The 21975-nt window shown below is 67.7% G+C and carries 19 protein-coding genes; 3 read left to right on the top strand and 16 right to left on the bottom strand.

All coding sequences use genetic code 11. The annotated features are described in order from the left end of the window. Nucleotides 1-5: 5 nt before the first annotated feature. The 6 genes from ku to BLV92_RS08850 all read right to left on the bottom strand — a co-directional run bounded on the left by ku (nucleotide 6) and on the right by BLV92_RS08850 (nucleotide 3623). Nucleotides 6-1028: a non-homologous end joining protein Ku gene (gene ku, locus BLV92_RS08875; protein WP_090544144.1), complete on the bottom strand. Its 1023-nt coding sequence runs from the start codon at nucleotides 1026-1028 to the stop codon at nucleotides 6-8. 123 nt (nucleotides 1029-1151) lie between these two features. Then, complete coding sequence (locus BLV92_RS08870; RefSeq protein WP_090544142.1) at nucleotides 1152-1316, bottom strand: DUF1328 domain-containing protein; 165 nt, start codon at nucleotides 1314-1316, stop codon at nucleotides 1152-1154. 127 nt (nucleotides 1317-1443) lie between these two features. Next, the gene (locus BLV92_RS08865; RefSeq protein ID WP_090544140.1) at nucleotides 1444-2031 is read right to left on the bottom strand and encodes a hypothetical protein; all 588 of its coding nucleotides are present in this window, start codon (nucleotides 2029-2031) and stop codon (nucleotides 1444-1446) included. A gap of 60 nt (nucleotides 2032-2091) precedes the next feature. Continuing rightward, nucleotides 2092-2421 carry a DUF1488 family protein gene (locus BLV92_RS08860; protein ID WP_243842420.1) on the bottom strand — a complete coding sequence of 110 codons (330 nt, stop codon included), beginning with the start codon at nucleotides 2419-2421 and terminating at the stop codon, nucleotides 2092-2094. Nucleotides 2422-2429: 8 nt separating this feature from the next. After that, on the bottom strand, nucleotides 2430-2987 hold the full coding sequence (locus BLV92_RS08855; protein ID WP_090544138.1) for a type 1 glutamine amidotransferase domain-containing protein: 558 nt from the start codon (nucleotides 2985-2987) through the stop codon (nucleotides 2430-2432). A 231-nt stretch (nucleotides 2988-3218) separates the two neighbouring features. Continuing rightward, complete coding sequence (locus tag BLV92_RS08850) at nucleotides 3219-3623, bottom strand: hypothetical protein (protein WP_167627007.1); 405 nt, start codon at nucleotides 3621-3623, stop codon at nucleotides 3219-3221. A 221-nt stretch (nucleotides 3624-3844) separates the two neighbouring features. On the opposite strand from BLV92_RS08850, the gene BLV92_RS08845 reads away from it, so the two are divergent. Then, nucleotides 3845-4765 (top strand): glycosyltransferase family 2 protein, encoded by a 921-nt coding sequence (locus tag BLV92_RS08845; RefSeq protein ID WP_090544136.1) that lies wholly within the window; start codon nucleotides 3845-3847, stop codon nucleotides 4763-4765. 119 nt (nucleotides 4766-4884) lie between these two features. Here the strand turns inward: BLV92_RS08845 and BLV92_RS08840 are convergent, their stop codons facing one another. After that, complete coding sequence (locus BLV92_RS08840) at nucleotides 4885-5574, bottom strand: PIG-L family deacetylase (protein WP_090544134.1); 690 nt, start codon at nucleotides 5572-5574, stop codon at nucleotides 4885-4887. A gap of 95 nt (nucleotides 5575-5669) precedes the next feature. Between BLV92_RS08840 and BLV92_RS08835 the strand changes: the two genes are divergently transcribed. Next, a complete protein-coding gene (locus BLV92_RS08835) occupies nucleotides 5670-6251 on the top strand; it encodes a peroxidase-related enzyme (protein ID WP_090544132.1) in 582 nt (193 codons plus the stop codon). A 255-nt stretch (nucleotides 6252-6506) separates the two neighbouring features. Further along, a complete protein-coding gene (locus tag BLV92_RS08830) occupies nucleotides 6507-7889 on the top strand; it encodes a cytochrome c peroxidase (RefSeq protein WP_090544130.1) in 1383 nt (460 codons plus the stop codon). A gap of 53 nt (nucleotides 7890-7942) precedes the next feature. On the opposite strand, the gene BLV92_RS08825 is transcribed toward BLV92_RS08830, so the two are convergent. From BLV92_RS08825 to BLV92_RS08785, 9 genes are all read right to left on the bottom strand, one after another. Continuing rightward, complete coding sequence (locus tag BLV92_RS08825) at nucleotides 7943-8980, bottom strand: substrate-binding domain-containing protein (RefSeq protein ID WP_090544128.1); 1038 nt, start codon at nucleotides 8978-8980, stop codon at nucleotides 7943-7945. 415 nt (nucleotides 8981-9395) lie between these two features. After that, nucleotides 9396-11072: a SulP family inorganic anion transporter gene (locus BLV92_RS08820; RefSeq protein WP_090544126.1), complete on the bottom strand. Its 1677-nt coding sequence runs from the start codon at nucleotides 11070-11072 to the stop codon at nucleotides 9396-9398. A gap of 236 nt (nucleotides 11073-11308) precedes the next feature. Beyond that, nucleotides 11309-13117: a chloride channel protein gene (locus BLV92_RS08815; protein ID WP_090544124.1), complete on the bottom strand. Its 1809-nt coding sequence runs from the start codon at nucleotides 13115-13117 to the stop codon at nucleotides 11309-11311. A gap of 19 nt (nucleotides 13118-13136) precedes the next feature. After that, a complete protein-coding gene (locus BLV92_RS08810) occupies nucleotides 13137-13550 on the bottom strand; it encodes a MarR family winged helix-turn-helix transcriptional regulator (RefSeq protein ID WP_090544123.1) in 414 nt (137 codons plus the stop codon). A gap of 84 nt (nucleotides 13551-13634) precedes the next feature. Beyond that, the gene (locus BLV92_RS08805) at nucleotides 13635-14807 is read right to left on the bottom strand and encodes an HPP family protein (RefSeq protein ID WP_244283765.1); all 1173 of its coding nucleotides are present in this window, start codon (nucleotides 14805-14807) and stop codon (nucleotides 13635-13637) included. Between the two features lie 259 nt (nucleotides 14808-15066). Beyond that, a complete protein-coding gene (locus BLV92_RS08800; RefSeq protein ID WP_090544121.1) occupies nucleotides 15067-16770 on the bottom strand; it encodes a SpoVR family protein in 1704 nt (567 codons plus the stop codon). Continuing rightward, nucleotides 16767-18035 (bottom strand): YeaH/YhbH family protein, encoded by a 1269-nt coding sequence (locus BLV92_RS08795; protein WP_090544119.1) that lies wholly within the window; start codon nucleotides 18033-18035, stop codon nucleotides 16767-16769. The genes BLV92_RS08800 and BLV92_RS08795 overlap by 4 nt, the downstream gene beginning before the upstream one ends. Nucleotides 18036-18213: 178 nt before the next feature. Then, nucleotides 18214-20136, bottom strand: coding sequence for a PrkA family serine protein kinase (locus tag BLV92_RS08790; RefSeq protein ID WP_090544117.1), 1923 nt, complete (start codon nucleotides 20134-20136; stop codon nucleotides 18214-18216). A gap of 807 nt (nucleotides 20137-20943) precedes the next feature. Then, a complete protein-coding gene (locus BLV92_RS08785; RefSeq protein ID WP_090544115.1) occupies nucleotides 20944-21705 on the bottom strand; it encodes a 2-keto-4-pentenoate hydratase in 762 nt (253 codons plus the stop codon). Nucleotides 21706-21975: the final 270 nt, after the last annotated feature.

Below are 21975 nucleotides of genomic sequence, written 5' to 3'. Positions count from 1 at the left end.
TTCCTTCACGCGGCGCGGCGGCTGCGCTTCGGCGTGCCGCCGTTGCGGCTGCGCGCGGCGGACGCCGACGCGGGCGCGTCCGGCGGCTCGCCGCGGGTGGCCGTCTTCGTCCTGCGGCGCGTACTGCGGCCGTTCGCGGCGGGCGCGTTCGCATCGTCATCCGGACTTTCTTCATCGGACGCGGCTTCGCGAGCACTGCGGCGCGCGCCGTCGTTCGCCGCGTCGCCGCCGCGCCGCTGGCCGAGACTGCGCTTGAGCAGTTCGGACAGGTCGACGATATCCGCCGAGCGCCGTTGCGGCGCCTGCGTCTCGACCGGCTCGACTTCCGTCGTCTTGCCTTCGCGCACCTTTCGGTCGATCAGCGCGAGGATCTCGTCGTGGAACGTGTCGTGATAGTCGGCCGGGTCCCACGTAGCGCTCATGTCGTCGATCAGCTTGCGCGCCATCTCCATCTCGCGCGCGCTGATGCCGGCCGCCTTCGCGCTGCCCGGCAGCTTGCCGAGTTCGTCCACGGCCCTCACCTCGTCGGCCCAGCGCAGCGTGTTCAGCGCGAGCACCGGCCCGGCCGGCACCAGCGCCGCGAGATGCTGCTTGCTGTGCAGCACGACCTGCGCGATGCCGATCTTGCCGCTCGCGGCGAGCGCGTCGCGCAGCAGCGCATACGCCTTGTCGCCGCGCCGGTCCGGCGCGAGGTAATACGGCGTGTCCAGATACAGGAACGACACGGCGGGGGCCTCGACGAACGTGACGATATCGACGGTCTGCGTCGATTCGGGGCTCGCCGCCGCGATCTCGTCGTCGGACACGACGACGTAGCGATCCTTCTCGTATTCGTAGCCGCGCACGATGTCCTTGCGCGCGACCTCCTTGCCGGTCCGCTTGTTGATCTGCCGGTAGCCGACCGGATCCAGCGAGCGGCGGTCCAGCAGATTGAACGACGTATGCGTCGCGCGCGTCGCCGGATACACCTCGACCGGCACGTACACGAGGCCGAAGCTGATCGCGCCTTTCCAGATTGCCCGCGGCATGGCGTCAGTCCTCCTGGCGAATCCCACGCGAAAGAAAACCCGGGCCGGGTCCGACGCCGCGCCGCTGCGCGGCGCCGGTCCTGCCCGTCGTTCGGGTCGTTACGCCGTTACGGGGCGCGCGCACTAACCGCGCCGCACGACGCCGAGCAGCAGCGTGACGAGGAAGATCACGAGGAAGATGAAGAACAGCACCTTCGCAATGGCCGCTGCGCCGGCCGCAATGCCGCCGAAGCCGAACACGGCGGCAATGATCGCGATCACGAAAAAGATGGCTGCGTATTGAAGCATGACTACCTCCTGTTTTCGGGTCGTGCCCGTTTGCCGTACTGCGTTTTTTCACTGCCTGCTGCGCGGCGCTTTCCGGCGCGGGCCGCTCGACAAAGCGGCTGCGCGCCGATGCCGATACCGATGCCGCCTAGCCGTTCATCCGGCCGACCGGCTGGAGCGTGCGGGTCGGATCGAAGTCGGCCCAGCGGCCATCCTGCCAGCGCCCCGATGCGCGCTCGACCTCCATGCCGCCCGCGTCGCGCAGCAGTTCGGCCGCGCGCTGCTGGGTCTGCGGACTGACGTGCACCGCCAGCAGCACGCCGGATTCGCGCGTGCGCGGCGTGCCGTCGGGTTCGTGCGCGGCGTCCGGCGTGGGACGATGGCCGCCGCCGCGGGTCTGCCACATCGCGCCCGCGAGCGAGCCGACATAGGCGCCGATCCCGGCCGCGATCGCCAGCACGAGCAGCGTATGAAAGAGGAAATACGACAGCGCGAGCGCGACGACGATGCCGATCAGCGCGCCCGCCGCGACGCCCGCGCCTGCGCCGAGCGACGCCGTGCGCGCCTGCGGGTCCGCATAACGGTCGCCGCCGACCGGAAACCGGGCGTGCTGGCCGCCCGGGTTCACGTAGAACAGCGAGATGTCCTCGTCCACGAAACCGTTCGAGCGCAGGCGGCCGATGGCCGTCTCGGCGTCGTCGAAGGTCGTGAAGCGTCCTGCCACGATCAAAGACATATGACCTCCTTGCAGGCGGCACGCGCAGCGCATTGCGCTACGCGCGTCGCCCGTCCTGCTTCAGCCGCTGGCCGCGCGGAAGCGTCCGCTGTGCAGCACGACGCTGCCGCCGGTCTCGCGGATCGCCTCGGCGCAGGCGGCGCAGATGCGCGCGCGGCCGCGCGCAAACGCGGCGGACAACACCGCTTCGAGTGCGGAATCCGCGCCGAAGTGGTCTTCGAGCGCCTCGGCGGTGATCGCGCAGACGACCGGCTCGCCGTCCAGATCGACGACGAAGCGCATCAGCATGTTCGCGCCGTCGAATACCGGCGGCTCGTCCGGAAACGTCACGCGCGGCGCGGCGGCGTTGCCCGCGCCGGCCCGGTCCTGTCCGTCGCGCGCGGTGGACACGTCGGCGCTCACGCTGCGGCCCCGCTCTGCGCCGCGAGACACGAGATCAGTTCGGCATTGAACGCCGGCAGGTCGTCCGGCTTGCGGCTCGTGATGAAGTTGCCGTCGCGCACGACGCGCTGATCGACCCACGTGCCGCCCGCGTTGCGGATGTCGTCCTGCAGCGTCGGCCAGCTCGTCATCGTATGGCCCTTCACGATGCCCGCCGACACCGGCAGCCAGCCGCCATGACAGATCACCGCGATCGGCTTGTGCGCCGCGTTCGCGGACTTCACGAACGCCTGCGCCTCCGGGATCAGCCGGATTGCGTCGCCGTTGACGACGCCGCCCGGCAGCACGACCGCGTCGTAGTCGTCGGCGCGCGCGCTGCCGAAGGTGCGATCGACCTTCACCTTGCTGCCCTTGTCCACGTGACGGAACCCCTGGATCTCGCCGTCCTTCTGCGAGATCACATCGACCTTCGCGCCGGCGTCGGTCAGCGCGCGATGCGGCTCGGTCAGTTCGGCTTCCTCGAAGCCGTCCACGGCCAGAATCGCGACCCTGCATTTATCGAGCTTGGCAGCCATTGCATTACCTCCTCATCCTTGATTGCGGCGGGCGGATACACGCTCCGCCGATGTCCGGTTCCCAGTCAGCAAACCGGGTGCCTGGTGATACGGATTGGCGTTCGATCGGGACCGGCACGCCGCGCATGAAAGCGCGGCATGTCCGGTTGGGGTGGCGCGGCGGCAACGAGCGTCTTGCGCGAGCCCGTTCGCGGCGGTTTCGCCGACGTCGATTCGTTGCGCCGCACCAGGCTACTGGCCGTTGTCGTTGTTGTACGGCATGGCGGCCGGCGGAGTCGGGCGCGGCGAACCCATCGTGCCGTCATTCATCGACGGACCCGCGCGCATGCCGGGCGCGGCGTTCGGCGTCGCGCCGGTGCCGGTCCCCACGCCGCCGCCGGTGCCGGTCACGCCCGGCGAGCCGTAACCGCTGCTGTTCGCGCCGCCGGTCGCGCCCCCGTTGCCGCCCAGGCCCGCCGCGCCGCCGGCCGTCCCGCCGCCGGCGCCCACGCCCGCGCCGCCCCCGGCGCTACCGCCCGCGCCGCCGCCGCCCCCCGCCCCGCCGCCCTGCGCGAACACCGCGCCCGAAACGGCCAGCGAAGCCATCGTGAACGCACAGGCCACGAGTCTCTTCGTCGTCTTCGTCGATCTGCTCATCGTCGCTCTCCTTTGCAGGTGAATCTGTTTGCGAATGCCGGATGCGGCCGTATCGTGCCGCGTGAACGGCGCACACCGCGCCCCGTCATCGTTCGCAATCGATGTGCCGCGGACGTCGCGCCGGCCGCGCCCGGACCCGTTGAAGCCAGCGCCGGGAACGCGCCTTGCGGACCAGCCGCGAATGCCCGCGCGTCGCGGGCCGCACGTCCGGAGGACCGCGCATGAAGGCCCGCATCACCGTCGTCGTTCTCACGCACAACCGTCGCCGCGAAGTGCTGCGCACGGTCGAGCATCTGCAATCGCTGCCGGAGCGTGTGCCGGTGATCGTCGCGGACAACGGCTCGACCGACGGCACCGCCGCTGCGCTCGCGGAACGCTTTCCGTCCGTGCGCGTCGTGCGCTGCGCGACGAACCTGGGCGCGGCGGGCCGCAATCGCGCGGCGGCGCTCGCATCGACCGACTACGTCGCGTTCAGCGACGACGACACGGAATGGCAGGCCGGCTCGCTCGCGCACGCGGTCGCGCTGCTCGACCGCTGGCCGCGCGTCGCGGTGCTGAGCGCGCGCGTGGTGGTCGGCGACGCGCGCGACCCGGACCCGACCTGCGATGCGATGCGCGCGAGTCCGCTCGACCGTCACGACCTGCCGGGGCCGTCGCTCGTCGGCTACATGGCGGGCGCGTGCGTGTTCCGCACATCGCTCTTTCGCGCGCTCGGCGGATATGAACCTCGGCTCTTCATCGGCGGCGAGGAGGAACTGGTCGCGCTCGACCTGCTCGATGCGGGCCACGCGATCGTCTATTGCGATGCGATGACCGTGCTGCATCGGCCGTCGGCACGGCGCGACAGCGGCTTGCGCCAGCGGCTGCTCGCGCGCAACGCGGCGCTCGTCGCCTGGCTGCGGCTGCCGTGGCGCGACGTTGCGGCGGCGACGCTGGAGGCGTGTGTCGCGAGCGCGCGCGGCGGCCATTTGCTCGCGGACACCGGCGCTCTGCTGCGGGGCATCGGCTGGGCGATGCGCCGACGCCATGCCGTCGATCCGCGGGTCGTCGAAATGCGCAGGATCGTGGCGAAAAAGGAACGTATGGCCGCTCACCGCGAGACGACGACGCGGCAGGAAGAAACAGCGAAAGTGGTCGGTTGAGATGCGGGAACCGGCTTGAGGTCTGCGGGACATTGGCCGTTTTATCGTCGCGTTGCGGCATTTCGGCGTTGCGGACCGACCCGACCGTTGCACGCTCACCGTGTGACGAACACCGCCTGCTACATCGCCGCCAGTATCCAGAATCGCTCGGGTTCCGCGAGATCGTACGGATAAGCGTCGTTGAACGCGCGCAGTTGAGTGCGATACGTGCGCACCGCGCGACGCTTGACAGCCGCCGCCGCGCCGCCGCTTCGCGCGCCGAGCGCGTCGTCGGGCAGCGACGACATCGTCACGCCCGCCCGCGCGAGCGCGTCGCGCCTGTCGCGCACGATCCCCGGCCGCGTGCGATACAGCGCGTCCTCATACGCGATGCACGAGCCGGGCCGCCCGCTGCGCAGCAGCCGGCAGCACGCGTCGCCGGTCAGCAGATGATCCGAGTGATAAAGCCCGAGCGGCACGACGAGCGTGGCAAGGCCGCTGCGCCGCCAGGCATCGCTTATTGCCGCCGCGACGTCGTCCGCAGCGGGCAGCGGCGCATACTGCGAATCGAGAAAACGCAGATGCACCGCACGCGCGCCGCAATGCTCCAGCGCGCGACGGTCCTCGTTCCAGCGCGTCTGCATTGCCTGCCGCGAATCCGCGAACCCGCACGCGCGGTCCCACGGCGTTTCGCGGCGTCCCGGCGGCTCGCCCGCGAACACCGTGCAGACGACCGATTCCGGATGCGTCGCGAGCAGCATCCCGCAACTGAACACCGCATCGTCCAGATGCGGCGATACGACAAAGCATGGCGCGCGAGTCCCGTTCATCGGCGTGTTCCGTCGGGCGATCAAACTGGCCGCCCGCGCAAGGCGCGTGCCTTGCCCGCTACAATCGCCCGAAACGATACCCAGGGAGACCCTCTATGACCACCCCGCCGATCAGCCGTTATCCGGTCCCGGACCCCGCCGCGTGGCCCGACGACATCCGCCGCCGCATCGTCGAAGTGCAGGACAAGGCCGGCTTCGTGCCGAACGTGTTGCTCGCGCTCGCGCACCGGCCCGACGAGTTCCGCGCGTTCTTCGCGTATCACGACGCGCTGATGCTGAAGGAAAGCGGGCTCACGAAGGGCGAGCGCGAGATGATCGTCGTCGCGACCAGCGCCGCGAACGACTGCCTGTACTGCGTCGTCGCGCACGGCGCGATCCTGCGCATCTACGAGAAGGCGCCGCGCGTCGCCGACCAGGTCGCGGTCAACTACCGCAAGGCCGACATCACGCCGCGCCAGCGCGCGATGCTCGACTTCGCGATGAAGGTGTGCCGCGATTCGGCGTCCGTCGACGACGCGGACTTCGCCACGTTGCGCGCGCAGGGTTTCAGCGACGAGGACGCATGGGACATCGCGGCGATCACCGCGTTTTTCGGGCTGTCGAACCGGCTCGCGAACACGATCTCGATGCGGCCGAACGACGAGTTTTATCTGATGGGCCGCGTGCCCAGGCCGTAACGCGCGCGCCTTCTTCACCCGCACGCCGTCCGCGCGGGAACGCGCAAGAACGCGCGACGGCGCTCTTCTTCGACGTACGCCCAGGGACACGCGAATGTTTCGCGGGCGCCCGCTCGCCTGTTGATGCGCCGCAATAGGCGCTCGCCGGCATTCAGTAGCATCGACGCCTGATCCGGCCGGCCCCGTTCAGCCTGCGGATTTCCGTCCGGATCGCCCCGCTAAGGAATCCGGATAGAAATCAAGATAGGAACACAGGTGAAAAAACTCCTGACCGTGCTGATCGCCGCTGTGGTGCTCGGCTACCTGGCCGTCTCCGGCCTCGCATACCGCCACGATACCCACTACGCCGCAGCGGCCGCCGCGCTGCCCGCCGCTTCGCCCGAAGCGGCCCGCATCCGCAACGTGCTCGACCGCAACGCGTGTTACTACTGCCACTCGGCGAATGCCGTGCTGCCCGGTTATGCGGCGCTGCCCGGCATCCGGCAACTGTCCGACCGCGACGTGCAAACCGGCCTGCGCTACTTCCGCCTCGACACGCTGTATGCGGCGCTCGCGGACGGCAAACCCGCGCCCGAAGCCGACCTCGCGAAGCTCGAAGCGGTCGCGAAGGACGGCTCGATGCCGCCGGCGCTGTTCCGCTCGGTGCACTGGACGACCGGCCTGACCGACGCGGACCGCAGCGCGCTGCTCGACTGGATCGCGTCGCAGCGCAAGACCGCCTACGGGACGCACGGCGTCGCGCCCGAGTTCGCGAACGAGCCGGTGCAGCCGCTGCCGAAATCGCTGCCGACCAACGCGCGCAAGGTCGCGCTCGGGCTGCAACTGTTCCACGACCCGCGGCTGTCCGCCGACAACTCGATCTCGTGCGCAAGCTGCCATTCGCTGTCCACCGGCGGCGTCGACAACAAAAAACTCTCGCCGGGCGTCGGCGGCACGATCGGCGTGATCAACGCGCCGACGGTGTTCAACGCCGCGCTGAACCACATGCAGTTCTGGGACGGCCGCGCCGGCACGTTGCAGGACCAGGCGGGCGGCCCGCCGCTGAACCCGATCGAGATGGCGTCCACGTCGTGGGATCAGATCGTCGGCAAGCTGAAGAAGGACGACGCGCTGACCGCCGCGTTCACGAAGGTGTATCCGAACGGCTGGTCCGGCGCGAACATCACCGACGCGATCGCCGAGTTCGAAAAGACCCTGCTGACGCCGAGCCGCTTCGACGCCTACCTGCGCGGCGACGCGCATGCGCTGAACAGCGAGGAAGTGCGCGGCTACCAGTTGTTCAAGGCGAACCGCTGCACGACGTGCCACGTCGGCAAGAACCTCGGCGGGCAGTCGTTCGAACGGATGGGCCGCGCGGCCGACTACTTCGCCGCGCGCAGCAACGGGCTGACCGATGCGGACAACGGCCGCTGGGGCGTCACGCACGATCCGCTCGACCGTCATGCGTTCAAGACGCCGGGCCTGCGCAACGTCGAACTGACCGCGCCGTATTTCCACGACGGCAGCCGCGCCGATCTGCGCGACGCGGTGCGCGACATGGCGAAGTATCAGGTCGGCACGCAGTTGTCGGATGCGGACGTCGATGCGATCGTCGCGTTCCTGAAGTCGCTGACCGGCACATGGCAGCCGGCGCATTGATACCGCGATGACGCGGGCGGCGGCGGCGCGTTGCCGTTGCCGCCCGCTTCGCTTTATCTCGTCGCGGGCTCCGATACGCGCGCGTCAGGCGCTTTCGCGACCGACGCGCGCATCGTCACGCTGACCGGGAAGTCCCGCTCGATCGACCACGTGGTCCGATAGCACTGGTTCAGCAGCCAGCGCACCGCGTTGCGCGTCAATTCGGCGGTGGGGATATGCACCGACGTCAGCGCGGGTGCGGTGTACGCGGCCGAATAGTCGTCGTCGTAGCCGATCACCGACAGGTCGTGCGGCACCGAGATGCCCGACTGCTGCAACTGCGCGAGCGCGCCGACCGCCATCGTGTCGTTCGCGCAGAACAGACCCGTGAAGCGCCGCCGCATGTCGAGCAGCACGCGCACGGACCTGAAGCCGCCTTCGAGCGAGAAGTCCGACGCGACGAACGGCACCGACTCGCGCGTAATGCCGTGCCGTTCCAGTTCCGCGAAAAAGCCGTTCATCCGGTCGACGTTGTCGGTCGCCGTGTCCGGCCCGGCGATCACCGCGATGTCGCGATGGCCGTGCTCGACCAGCGTGCGCGCGGCCAGCACGCCGCCGCCGAAGTGATCGACGCAGAACGACGCTTCCGTTATCTGCGCGAACGCGCGGTTCACGAACACCATTCGCGGATGCAGGCCGTGCAGCATCGCAAGGTCGTCGTCGCGCAGATCGTGGCTGATGACCGCGATGCCGTCGCAGTCGCGGCCGATCAGAAAACGCACCCCCTCGATCGCCTGCTCGCGCGGCGACAGTTCGCCATAACCGGTCGCGACGACGACATGGCGGCCGACGCTGCGCAGTTCCGCGTCGGTCTCCTTCAGGATCGTCCCGTAATACGAGCCGAAGAACGTCGGCACGAAGATGCCGATGATGCCGAGCGACTGCGTCGCCATCGCGCGGCCGATCGACGACGGGCGGAAGTTCAATGCCTCGATCGCGGCGTGCACGCGCGCGGCCGCGTCGGCGGACACCGGGCCGTTGCCGGAGATCGCGCGGGACGCAGTGGACAGACCGACGCCCGCGAGCGCGGCGACGTCCTTCAATGTCGCCATATCGGCCCCGCTTTCGAATGGCAGGCAGTCCACGCGCCATGTGAACCGCGCGGCCACGCGGCCTGCACGACGCGAGGCAATGGATGGCTGCCGCGTCCATCGTTGCTGCTGCAACCGGCGGGTGCGCAACCCGGCCGGCTGCCGCGCCTGTCGCACCTCGACGGTTCGGCGAATCTTGCGGACTGCGCGCTCATCGGAATCTCCTCGCTGGACCGCGCTTATGCGCGGACGCTGAATAACGCGAGGATCGCGGATGACGGTCGTGGCGTCAATAAGACAAGCCGCCGTGATCGCGGGCGAACGAGGCCCGGCGCGTGGGGGTTTGAAAACGGCTTGCGGGTTGACGCTGCGTGATGAGGGATGCCGCGCGAGCCCGTTCACCAAGTGCTGCCGCACCCGCCTTCTTCGTCGCGCATCACGTCTCCGAGCGCGCGCCGAGATCCGGGTGCACCGCCGCCAACGCTTCGTGCAGCGTCTCGAACAGGTTCTGCGCGCCCACGACCGGGGTGATCCGGTGCCGGTCCATGTCCGCGCGCAGATAAGGATTCACGCGCGCGAAAATCACGCGCACGCCGCGTTTCGCCAGCTCGTCGCACAGGTCGCAGACCGAGCGCCCGGCCGAATAGTCGATGTCGGTGATCGCCGCCGCATCGACGACGAACCAGCGCACCGGCGTCGGCGCCGCGCCGATCAGCCGGTGCGTCTCGTCGACGAACAGGTGATCGTTCGCGTAGAACAGGTCCGCGCCGAACCGGTAGACGATCAGCCCCGGCGCGGTCTCGCGGCCCGGCTGCGCGGGCACCGGCAGCCAGCGTCCCCCGTCGCCGGGCGCGAGCATCATCGTGTGCGGACGATACGAATGCCGCACGTGCCGCAGCAGCGACAGCGCGATCGCGAGCAGAATCCCGTTCTCGACGCCGACCGTCACGACCGCGAGCGCGGTCACGATCGCGAGCGCGAGTTCGCCGGGACTCTCGTGCCGCATGTCCAGCAGCGCGCGCCCTTGCACGAGCCCGCACGCGATCGTGAACACGACGCTCGCCAGCACGCAATGCGGCAGGTATTGCAGCCAGCGGCTCAGGAACAGCAGCACCACCAGCACGACGACCGCGAACGTCAGTTGCGCGAACTGGCTGCGCGCGCCGGCCTGGTCGGCCATCGCGGTCTGCGTGAGACTGCCGTTCACGACGAACGCGCCGGACAGCGACGCCGCCGCGTTCGCGGCCGCGAGGCCGAGCAGGTTCGTGTCGTCGTCGATGCGCTCGCGGTAACGCTCCGCGAACGCGCGGCTCGTCGCGGCGCTCTGCGCGACGATGATCGCGAAACACGACGCGGCGACCGGCAGCAGATCGAGCACCTGGGTCCAGTTCACGAGCGGCAGGCGCAGCGACGGCAGCCCGCCCGCGACCGGCCCGATGACCGCGATGCCGTGCGCGGCGAAGTGCAGCGTGCTGCTCGCGACGATGCCGCCGACCACCGCGACGAGCGGCACGGGCCAGTGCGGCCGGTAGCGCCGGAAGATCAGGATCGATGCGGCGACCAGCGCCGAGATGCCGAGCGTCGGCCAGTGGATGCCGCCCAGTTGCGACACGATCTGCCTGACCTGCTCGGTCGTGCGCGGCGACGAGATCGACAGGCCGGCCATGTCGCCGAGCATCGCGATGCCGACCTGCATGCCGACGCCCGCGAGAAAACCGACCAGCACCGTGCGCGACAGGAAGTCCGCGAGGAAACCGAGGCGGAAGATCCGCGCGAGCAGCAGCAGGCCGGCGGTCAGCAGCGCGGTCGCGCCCGCGAGCGCGACGTATTCGGCGCTCGACGGCGCGGCCATCGAGGACAGGCGGCCCGCGAGAATCGTCGCGGTCGCCGAGTCGGCCGCGACGACGAGGTGGCGCGACGCGCCGAACAACGCGAACGCGATCAGCGGCAGGAAGCCGGTGTAGAGGCCCGTGACCGCCGGCATCCCGGCGATGCGCGCATAACCGAGCAGTTGCGGAACGTTCATCGATGCGAGCGTTGCGCCGGCCAGCGCGTCGCGCAGCGCCGACGCGCGCGTCAGCGGGCGTATGCCCCTGAGCAGTTCAATCGCCATCGGCCGTTCCTGTTCCTTTCGGCTCGCGCATCCGCGTGCCCCCGTTTTTATGGACAAGCGCGTATGGTAGCCGGTAGCGCGGGATCGGGGGCGACGCGGCTGTCGCTCGCTTATGGGCAGGTGAGTCGTTGAAGCTGTCAGGGCGGCGGACGACGCCGCGTCGGTCATCGGTCAAGCGAAGCAGCGAGCCGCAGGATCGGCGTGTCTGCGCACGTCGTCATGCTTCGCCCGAACCGCTAACGCGCCGCCATCGCGCGTCGCGCTTTCCGCCCTCGCCGTTTAACGCCGCCGGCCGGCAACACACGCCTGAAACGCTCGCGCCGATGTTCGTCGTCGAAGTGCGCGAGCGACAGCTTCACGAGATCGCTGCGCGACACGATGCCGGTCAGCCGCATCGACTGCCGGTCCGCGACGACCGGCAGCCGTTCGAGCCCATGCACCGCAAGGCGCGTCGCCACGAGCCGGCAGGTCTCGTCGGCGAGCGCGACCGCCGGCATGCGAACGTGCAGCGAATTCAGCAGCGGCGCATGTTGCGACCGCTCATCGGCCGCCAGCGCCATCAACGAGGCGCGATCCGCGACGCCGACCGCCGCGCCCGCTTCATCGACGACCGGATACGCACGATGCGTCTGCGTCGCATCGAAGTGTTTCGCCAGCGCGGCTTGCGCCGTGAGCGACGCGTCGATCGTCTCGACGTCGCGCGTCATCACTTCGTCCACGTAATGCCGCTCCAGCGGATCGACGCCATACTCGCGATAGATATGGCGGCCGCGCCGCGCGATCTTCCCGGTCATGATCGAGCGGCGCATCACGACCGTCGAGAGCGCATGCGCGACCAGCGTCGCCGCGAGCAGCGGCAGCAGCGCGTTCGCGTCGTGCGTGAGTTCGAACGCGAAGACGATCGCGGTCAGCGGCGCGCCGAGCGTAGCGCCCAGCGTCGCGGCCATGCAGACGAGCGGCCACAGCAGCGGCTCGCCGCCGGGCAGCAGGTGGCCGGTCAGCACGCCGAGCCCCGCGCCGAGCATCAGCAGCGGCGCGAGCACGCCGCCCGACGTGCCGGAGCCGAGCGCGATCACCCAGATCACCGCCTTCACGCCGAGGATCGCCGCTGCGGTCTGCCAGCCGAGTTGCAGATGCAGCAGATCGCCGATCACGTCGTAACCGACGCCGAGCGCACGCGGCTCGATCCACCCGCCGATGCCGACCGCGAGGCCGCCGATCGCCGGCCACCACATCCAGTGCACCGGCAGCCGCGCGAATAGATCCTCGACCTTGTACAGCGCGCCCGACAGCCCCGCCGCCAGCGCGCCGCACAGCAGGCCGGCGATCACGCACGACACGAGCGACAGCGGCATGACCGGCGCGGTCGCGAGCGGGAACAGCACGCCAGTGCCGAACCCGGCGCCGCGCGCGAAGCCGGCGACCGCGCAGGCGAGCGCAACCGGAATCAGGCTGCGCGGACGCCATTCGAACAGCAGCAGTTCGACCGCCAGCAGCACCGCGGCGACCGGCGTGCCGAACACCGCGGTCATCCCGGCCGCCGCGCCGGCGACGAGCAGCGTCTTGCGCTCGGCCGCCGACAGCCGCACGCACTGCGCGACGAGCGAACCGAGCGCGCCACCGGTCATGATGATCGGCCCTTCCGCGCCGAACGGCCCGCCGCTGCCGATCGCGATGCCGGACGCGAGCGGCTTCAGGATCGCGACCTTCGGCGACATCCGGCTGCGGCCGAACAGGATCGCCTCGATCGCCTCCGGAATGCCGTGGCCGCGAATCCGCTCGGACCCGTAACGCGCGATCAGCCCGACGATCAGGCCGCCCGCGACCGGCACCAGCACGACCCACGCGCCGAGCGCATGGCCGGCCGGCGAGCGGTCCGCGAACGACAGGCTGCCGAAGAAAAACAGGTTCGTGAAGAAGCGGATCAGGTGCAGCAGCACGTACGCGGCGGCCGTGCTCAACACGCCGATCGCGGCGGCGAGCGCGCAGATGCCGGGCAGTCTCGCGTTGACGGAAAAATCGCGTTTGTGCGGGGCGGCGTGCATGACGATGGACGGGCCTTGTTTATCGATCGATCTGCGGGACGCGGAACGTGCCGGCCAGCGACTTCAGTTCCGCGCGATGTTTCTGCGCGAGTTTCGCGAGCAGCGTCTCGCCGGGTTCGAGCAGATGCACCTCGACCTGCCGGCGGTCGACCTCGCTCGGCCGGCGCTCGACGAGCCCGAGCGCCTCGCAGCGCGACACCAGCGACACGACGCCGTGATGCTGCGCCTGCAGCCGCTCGGCCAGTTCGCCGATCGTCGCCCATTCGCGCTGCGGATATCCCTTGATGTGCAGCAGCAACAGGTATTGCAGCGGCGTGATGCCCTCGGCCTGCGCGGCCTGCTCCGAGAAACGCTCGAAGCGGCGCATCTGGTAGCGGAACTCGGACAACTGCTCGAAATCGGCCTTCGCGAGGCCGCTGTGACGTTTGCTCATGAATCGACGCTCGATTTGACGAGCGGCAAACATATCATAATTTGATATAAATGGGCGAACCTTCGCGCGGGTAAAGGCCGATGCTCAGGCGGTCGGCTGCCGCCGGTAGCGATGCGTCTGCCGATGCAGGCCCGCGATCAGATCGGCCTGCGTGACGATGCCGGCAAGCCGTCCTTCGTCGTCGAGCACCGGCAGATGCGCGTGTGCGCCGCGCGCGAACAGCGCGAGCAGATCGACCACCGGATGTCCGTGATGGATCGTCGGATGTGCGGCGTCGAGCAGCGCATGGACCGGCGTGCCCGCTGCGCGCCGGTCGAAGCGCCGCGCCGGCCGGCGCAGGCCGAGGCCGCGCGGACGCGCGGCGTCGTGCGCGAAGCCCGCTCTGTGCAGACCGTCGCGCGTGATGACGCCCGCCACGCGGCGCGCCGCGTCGGTGACCGGCAGCGCGTCGGCATCGTGCCGATGCAGCAGTTGCCACGCGTCGGCGGCGGACGCGGTAGCCGGCACCGTTGCGGCCGGCGGCGACATGATGTCGGCGGCGGTCACGTCCTGCGACGCACGGACGTACGCATGCCGTTGCAGGTCACGCAGCAGCGCTTCGAGATCGTCCGGCGCGATGTCGAGCCAGTCGTCGCGGCCGCTCAATGCGGCTTCGAAATCGGCATGGGTGAACGTCGGCGGCTGCTTTTGCCGGTCCGCCGGCGCGTCGGGCGCCGACGCGGCCGCCGCGTGCGGATAACGATGCCCGGTCGCCGCGTGATACGCGAGCGCCGAGCCGAGCAGCAGCAGCGTCTGCACGCCGACCGGCGCGAGCACGAACCCGTAGCCGAGCGCGTGGATCGACGGGCCGCCGAGCACCGCGGTCAGCGCGACCGCGCCGGACGGCGGATGCACGCAGCGCAGCGCGAACATCGCGCCGATCGCAAGCGCGATCGCGCAGGCGGCCGCATCGACCGGCTGCGCGATCAGCGTCGCGCATGTGACGCCGACGAACGCCGACACCAGGTTGCCGCCGAAAATCGACCACGGCTGCGCGAGCGGGCTCGCCGGCACGCCGAACAGCAGCACGGCGGACGCGCCCATCGGCGCGATCAGCAGCGGCATCGCCGCGCCGCCGCCCGGCGCGAACCGCATTGCAAGGCCGGTCAGCGCGATGCCAACCAGGGCGCCGACGCACGCGCGCATGCGCTCGGGCCAGCGCACGCGGGTCTGCGACGGACGGAAACGGGAAAACCAGTCGAGGATCGGATCGGGCACGGTGAGTATCGGCTGTCGATAAAAAGCGTGCCGCGTCTTCCGGAGCAAAGATGCACGGCACGTGAATATATCGAAGCATGATATATCAGCCGCACCGGTTCAGGGAACCGCGCACCTCGTCAGGGCAAACACCGATCCGGTTTCACTCCCGCGGTGCGACGGCTGCCGATACCGGCCACGCTGCCGGCCGCCATAAAAAAGGCCAGCCCGAAGGCTGGCCGAAAGCAACTGCTGAAAGGAACGCTGTAAAAACCGGTATCTATACCTTGATCGGCGGCGGCGAGTAACGGCAGTCATAACGCTTCCTGACCGTACCGTTCTCGTCGACGCTTTCGAGGTACACGTCGAACTGCCACAGCCGCGCCATGTGGCGCAGCACTTCGTCGGTGTCGCCGGACAGATGGCGGTTGTCGCTCATGAAATGCCGCAGCGTCAGGCTGCGGTCGCCGCGCATGTTGACCGACCACACCTGGATGTTCGGCTCGCGGTGATGCATGTCGTACTGACGCGACAGCGCCTGGCGCACGTACTGATAACCGCTGTCGTCGTGGATCGCGGACACTTCGAGCGCGTCGCGCATGTCGTCGTCGAGCACCGAGAAGAGCCGCATCTCGCGGATCAGGTGCGGCGACAGATACTGCGCGATGAAGCTCTCGTCCTTGAAGTTGCGCATCGCGTAGTGCAGCGCCTTCAGCCACGGGCTGCCCGCGAGTTCCGGGAACCAGCGGCGATCCTCTTCGGTCGGCGACTCGCAGATGCGGCGGATGTCGCTCATCATCGAGAAGCCGAGCGCATACGGATTGATCCCGCTGTAGTACGGTTTCGTGACCGGCGGCTGGTAGATCACGTTGCTGTGCGAATGGAGGAACTCCATCATGAAGCCGTCTTCCAGCTTGCCCTGGTTGTACAGCGTGTTCAGCAGCGTGTAATGCCAGAACGTCGCCCAGCCTTCGTTCATCACCTGGGTCTGCCGCTGCGGATAGAAGTACTGGCCGATCTTGCGCACGATGCGGATCACCTCGCGCTCCCACGGCTCCAGCAGCGGCGCGTTCTTTTCCGCGAAGTACAGCAGGTTCTCCTGCGGCTCGGGCGGAAAACGCTCCTCGATCTCTTCCGCGAGCGGCGCCTGTCTCGCCGGCAGCGTGCGCCACAGTTCGTTCACCTGCGACTGCAGATACGCCTCGCGCTCGCGCCGCAGCGCGGCCTCGCGTTCGAGCGACAGCTTCTGCGGCCGCTTGTAGCGGTCAACGCCGTAGTTCATCAGCGCATGGCACGAGTCCAGCAGTTCCTCGACGCGATCGAGCCCGAACCGTTCCTCGCATTCGGCGATGTAGTTCTTCGCGTACACGAGATAGTCGATGATCGCGTGCGCGTCGGTCCACAGCCGGAACAGGTAGTTGCCCTTGAAGAACGAGTTGTGTCCGTACGCCGCGTGCGCGATGACGAGCGCCTGCATCGTCATCGTGTTCTCTTCCATCAGGTACGCGATGCACGGATTCGAGTTGATGACGATCTCGTACGCGAGACCCATCTGGCCGCGCCGGTAGCTCTTCTCGGTGGAGAGGAAGTGCTTGCCGAACGACCAGTGCCGGTAGTTGACCGGCATCCCGACGGACGCGTACGCGTCCATCATCTGTTCGGCGCTGATCAGTTCGAGCTGGATCGGATAGACATCGAGTTCGTATTGCTCCGCAACATGCGAGATGTGCGTGTCGTACTCCTCGATCAGTTCGAAGGTCCAGTCGGACGGGCACGGCAACGGCCTTCTGTCGGCTACGTTCATGCGGACTTCCCTTTGCCCGGGCGACCCGGACTTGAGCGGCGCGGGCTCCACTTCGTGTCCCCCCGCCTCCGCGGCCGGCCGTTGCGCATCGTCCCCGCCCTGACCGTGCTCCTGCCCGCCGCGCTTGCTGCGCTCCGGCTCATAGCCGCGCGCCTCGTTGTGCAGATGCCTTGTCGTCATGTGGTGGCCACCTGCTTTTCGAACAGTTCGCGAAACACCGGATAGATGTCGGCCGCCGTATCGACCTTCTTCATGGCCAGATGCGGCTGCGACAGCGCGAGCTGCGCATATTCGAGCCAGAGATTCTGCTCTTCCGGCGTCACCTGAATATACGCAAAATAGCGCACCTTCGGCAGGATGTCATCCGCGAGGATCTTCCGGCACTTGGGAGAATCGTCGGTCCAGTTGTCGCCGTCCGACGCCTGCGCGCCGTAGATGTTCCAGTCGGTCGGCGAATAACGGTCCTCGATCACCTGCTTCATCAGTTCCAGCGCGCTCGACACGACCGTGCCGCCGCTTTCGGTCGAATGGAAGAACGTGTCTTCGTCGACTTCCTCCGCGCGCGTGTGGTGGCGGATGAACACCACCTCGATGCGCTCGTAGTTGCGCTTCAGGAACAGGTACAGCAGGATGAAAAAGCGCTTCGACAGGTCCTTGCGCTGCTCGTCCATCGAGCCGGACACGTCCATCAGGCAGAACATCACGGCCTGGCTCGACGGCTGCGGCTGCTTGACCCGGTTGATGTAGCGCAGATCGAATGGATCGATGAACGGAATGCGCCAGATGCGCCCGCGCAGATGGTGGATTTCCTCTTCGAGCACCCGGATTTCCTCGCGCCGGTCGGACGGGTCCGCTTTCAGCGTTTCCAGTTGCTGTTCGAGTTCGTGAAGCTCGTTCACGAGCGGCGCGCCGAGCGCGATGCGGCGGCCGAGCGCGCTGCGCAGCGACCTGACGACGTCGATGTTGTTCGGCGTGCCTTCGGCCGCCCAGCCGGCGCGGATGCTTTTCCACGTCGGCACCGCGAGCAGATGCGTCTTCACGAGACGCGGCAGTTCGAGGTCGTCGAAGAAATACTGCATGAACTCTTCGCGGGACAGCTCGAACACGAAGTCGTCCTGCCCCTCGCCGTCGTTGCTCGCCTGGCTGCCGCCGCCGCCCGCGCCGCCCTGCGGCCGCGGGATGCGGTCGCCGCGCACGTAGTCCTCGTTGCCCGGATGGACCATCTCGCGCCGGCCGCCGGCGCCGTGCCGGAACGACGGCTCCGCGATGTCCTTGCGCGGGATCGTGATGCTCTGGTTGTTCTGTATGTCCTTGATGCTGCGGTCACGCACCGCCTCCGAAACGGCGTGACGAATGTAGTTTTTCACGCGACGCAGAAAGCGTTCGCGGTTTGCAATGCTCTTGTTCTTGCCTGCCAGCCTGCGGTCGATGATTTGATGAAGCACATCCAGTCTCCCGCTCCAGTTTCGAATGGGCGGGACGCCGGGCATGCACGCCGTTCCAGGACCCTTTTACGGCCCCGTTATGGCCATGCAGCCCGCGCCCCGCCGGAAGCCCACGCACGCCGCCGGCGGGCGGCGGTCGCGGCCGGTAAAGCCGCGTCGTCGGTGTCGGCGGTGTCGCTCATGACGACTTGCGCACGCGCAGATACCAGTCGCACAGCAACCGCACCTGCTTCGGCGTATAACCCTTCGCGACCATCCGGTTCACGAAGTCCTCGTGCTTGCGCTGCTCTTCCGCCGATCCTTTCGCATTGAACGAGATCACCGGCAGAAGTTCTTCCGTGTTCGAGAACATCTTCTTCTCGATCACCACGCGCAGCTTCTCGTAGCTGATCCACGCGGGGTTCTTGCCGGCGTTCGACGCGCGCGCGCGCAGCACGAAGTTGACGATCTCGTTGCGGAAGTCCTTCGGATTGCTGATGCCGGCGGGCTTCTCGATCTTCTCCAGCTCCGCGTTGAGCGCCGCGCGGTCGAAGCTCTCGCCGGTGTCGTGGTCGCGGAACTCCTGATCCTGGATCCAGAAGTCCGCGTACGTGACGTAGCGGTCGAAGATGTTCTGCCCATACTCCGAATACGATTCGAGGTAAGCGGTCTGAATCTCCTTGCCGATGAACTCCGCGTAACGCGACGCGAGCACGTCCTTCACGAACGACAGATACTTCTGCTCGGTTTCCGGCGGGAACTGTTCGCGCTCGATCTGCTGTTCGAGCACGTACATCAGGTGCACGGGGTTCGCCGCCACCTCGGTCGAGTCGAAGTTGAACACGCGCGACAGGATCTTGAACGCGAAGCGCGTCGAGACGCCGGTCATCCCTTCGTCCACGCCCGCGAAGTCGCGATACTCCTGATACGACTTCGCCTTCGGATCGGTATCCTTCAGGTTCTCGCCGTCGTAGACCTGCATCTTCGAAAACAGGCTGGAGTTTTCGGGTTCCGCAAGGCGCGTCAACACCGAGAACTGCGACATCATCTTCAGCGTGCCGGGCGCGCACACCGCGTCGGCGAGCGACGAGTTGCGCAGCAGCTTCTCGTAGATCTTCATCTCTTCCGAGTAGCGCAGGCAATACGGCACCTTCACGACGAAGATCCGGTCGAGCAACGCTTCGTTGTTCCGGTTGTTGCGGAACGCCTTCCATTCGGACTCGTTCGAGTGCGCGAGGATGATGCCCGAGAACGGGATCGCGCCAAATCCTTCGGTGCCCTTGAAATTGCCTTCCTGCGTCGCGGTCAGCAGCGGGTGCAGCACCTTGATCGGCGCCTTGAACATTTCGACGAATTCGAGCAGGCCCTGGTTCGCGAGGCACAGGCCGCCCGAGTAGCTGTACGCGTCCGCATCGTCCTGCGCGTACTGTTCGAGCTTGCGGATATCGACCTTGCCGACGAGCGACGAAATATCCTGGTTGTTTTCGTCGCCCGGCTCGGTCTTCGCGATGCCGATCTGCCGCAGGATCGACGGATAACGGCGCACCACGCGGAACTTGCGGATGTCACCGTTGTATTCGTGCAGGCGCTTGACCGCCCACGGGCTCAGGATGCTCTTCAGGTAGCGGCGTGGAATGCCGTATTGCTCTTCGAGGATCGGACCATCCTCGTCGTAGTCGAAGAGGCCGAGCGGCGACTCGTTCACCGGCGAGCCTTTGATCGAGTAGAACGGCACCCGTTCCATCAACTGCTTGAGACGCTCGGCGATCGACGACTTGCCGCCGCCGACCGGGCCGAGCAGATACAGGATCTGCTTCTTCTCTTCGAGTCCTTGCGCCGCGTGCCTGAAGTACGAGACCACCTGCTCGATCACGTCCTCCATGCCGTAGAACTCGCGGAATGCGGGATAAACCTTGATGACCTTGTTCGCAAAGATGCGCGACAGGCGCGGATCGTTACGTGTATCGATCTGTTCGGGTTCGCCGATCGCCGTCAGCATGCGTTCGCCCGCCGTGGCATACGCACTGGGATTTTCCTTGCAGAGCGCGAGATACTCCTCAAGCGAGAACTCCTCCTCTCGCGTTTTTTCGAAGCGGGTCGCGAAGCTGCTGTAGATATCCATGCTACCTCCTCGCCGAAGTCTGCGACCGATGTCGTGCGCGGCGCGCTATCGGGAAACGACATCGCTCGAATTCATCCTAAACCTTTTCAAATTTTTTTTCACTGCAAATTCGCGCCGGACCCGGACCGTCAAAACCCCTATCCGAACGATGTCCGACACGACCTCACCAGGCACCGCTTCGCCGCTGTGCAATTTTCAGACCGGGCCGCCCACATCGCAGCGGTTTCCGACGCTGCGGCACGCGCCGCGCGTCTTTGCCGGACGCCGAAACATCTATCGGCGTCGCGTAACGACGCTCGGCGAACGAAATGTTTTTTGTTCGATGCTGTCGTTGCGTACCAACATTTTTTCTTTCTTACGCGTCGTATGTACGCGCGTCGGTGGGCTGCCGCGCACGCGCACGTCGACGCCGCACGCGGTGCGTTACTCCCTTTCGCGAGTAGTGGCTTTATGCCGATGCGCTGGGCGCCCCGAACGCGAAACGCGTGTCACGCCGATGCGAATACGAACGTGAAGCGAACATGACGCACGCATTGAGTCACGCACGAAGCATTCATGCGCACGCGCTGCGTGAACGCGCAACGTGCGTCGAACTGGATCGGAGACAGAAACAATGCGCCCGTTGAGTGACGTCTGCTGGCCGGCGGGCGGAACAAACGGAAAGTGGCGCGAGGAAGTGGAACGAAGAAGCGGGACGAAGCAGCGGAACGAAGAAGCGGAACGAAGAGGGAGGACGAAGAAGCGGGACGAAGCAATGAACAGAAGAAGCGGCGCGCGCCGGGCTGCGACGCGCGCACCGCGAAGCGATCAGACGAACTGGACTTCGACTTCGCCGAGGCCGTCGACGTGTCCATGCAGGAGCCCGGGGCCGTCGATCCGGTGCGCGCCGACATACGAGCCGGTCGTCACGGTCCAGCCCGGCTCGATCGTGATGCCCATCGCCGCGCAATGGTTGACGAACCAGACGAGCAACTCGCGCGGATCGCCGGCCGGGTTGCCGGTCGCTTCCGGCACGAGCGACACGCCGTCGAACGACAGTTCGAGTTCGGGGGCGACGAAGTCGAGCGAACGCGCGAGCGTCGCATAAGGCAGCGCGTGACCGGTCACGAGCGCGCCGTTGTTCTGCGCGTCGGCGAGCTGCGCAAGCGGCGCGACGTTCGGCCATTCGGCGAAGCGGCTGTCGACGATCTCGATCGCCGGCAGGATCTGGCCGACCTGCGCGAGCACTTCGTCGCGCGCATAGGCGTCCGCGCGCGGCGCGATCGGCGCGGCGAAACGAAACGCGATCTCCAGTTCGACGAGCACGCGAAAGAACGCATGCCGCTCGACGCGCGCCGGCGACGCCTGGACGAGCGGCGCGGGAATCGGCGCGCCGGACACTTCGCCGCCCGGCGTGCGCGCGCCGATCTTCCAGCCGCCGGTCGTCGTGCCGAGCCCGGCAATCACCGCCTGCTGGATCGCATACGCGGTCGCGGCGTCGGGCGGCAGGCGCTCCGGCGCGACCGATTCGATCAGGTGATGCCGGCGGCGCGCATTCACGAGGCGTTGCGCGAGATCGTCATGCGTCATATCCGAGTCCTTTTGTTGTACGGCGCCGCGGCCGGCGCGACGTTGCGCGCCGGTCCGGACGCTACCCCTGGGTGCGTGACGCGGCAGCGCGGCCGGCCCCGCGCGACGCCTGCGTCCGGTCAACGCGCAGTGTACCGCGCGCGGATCGCCGCATCGGCAGGCATCGCCCCGCGACGACGCCGCGCCCGACAATGTACCGGAACCTTCGTGCGGCAGCGTGCGTCGGGTCACCGAAGCGCATAAAAAAACCGCCGCGGCTGCCGCTGCGGC

It is taken from the genome of Paraburkholderia caballeronis (assembly GCF_900104845.1).
Classification (GTDB): Bacteria; Pseudomonadota; Gammaproteobacteria; order Burkholderiales; family Burkholderiaceae; genus Paraburkholderia; species Paraburkholderia caballeronis.
Note: the sequence above shows the minus strand (reverse complement) of the source record. Positions and strands in the feature narration are given on the sequence as shown.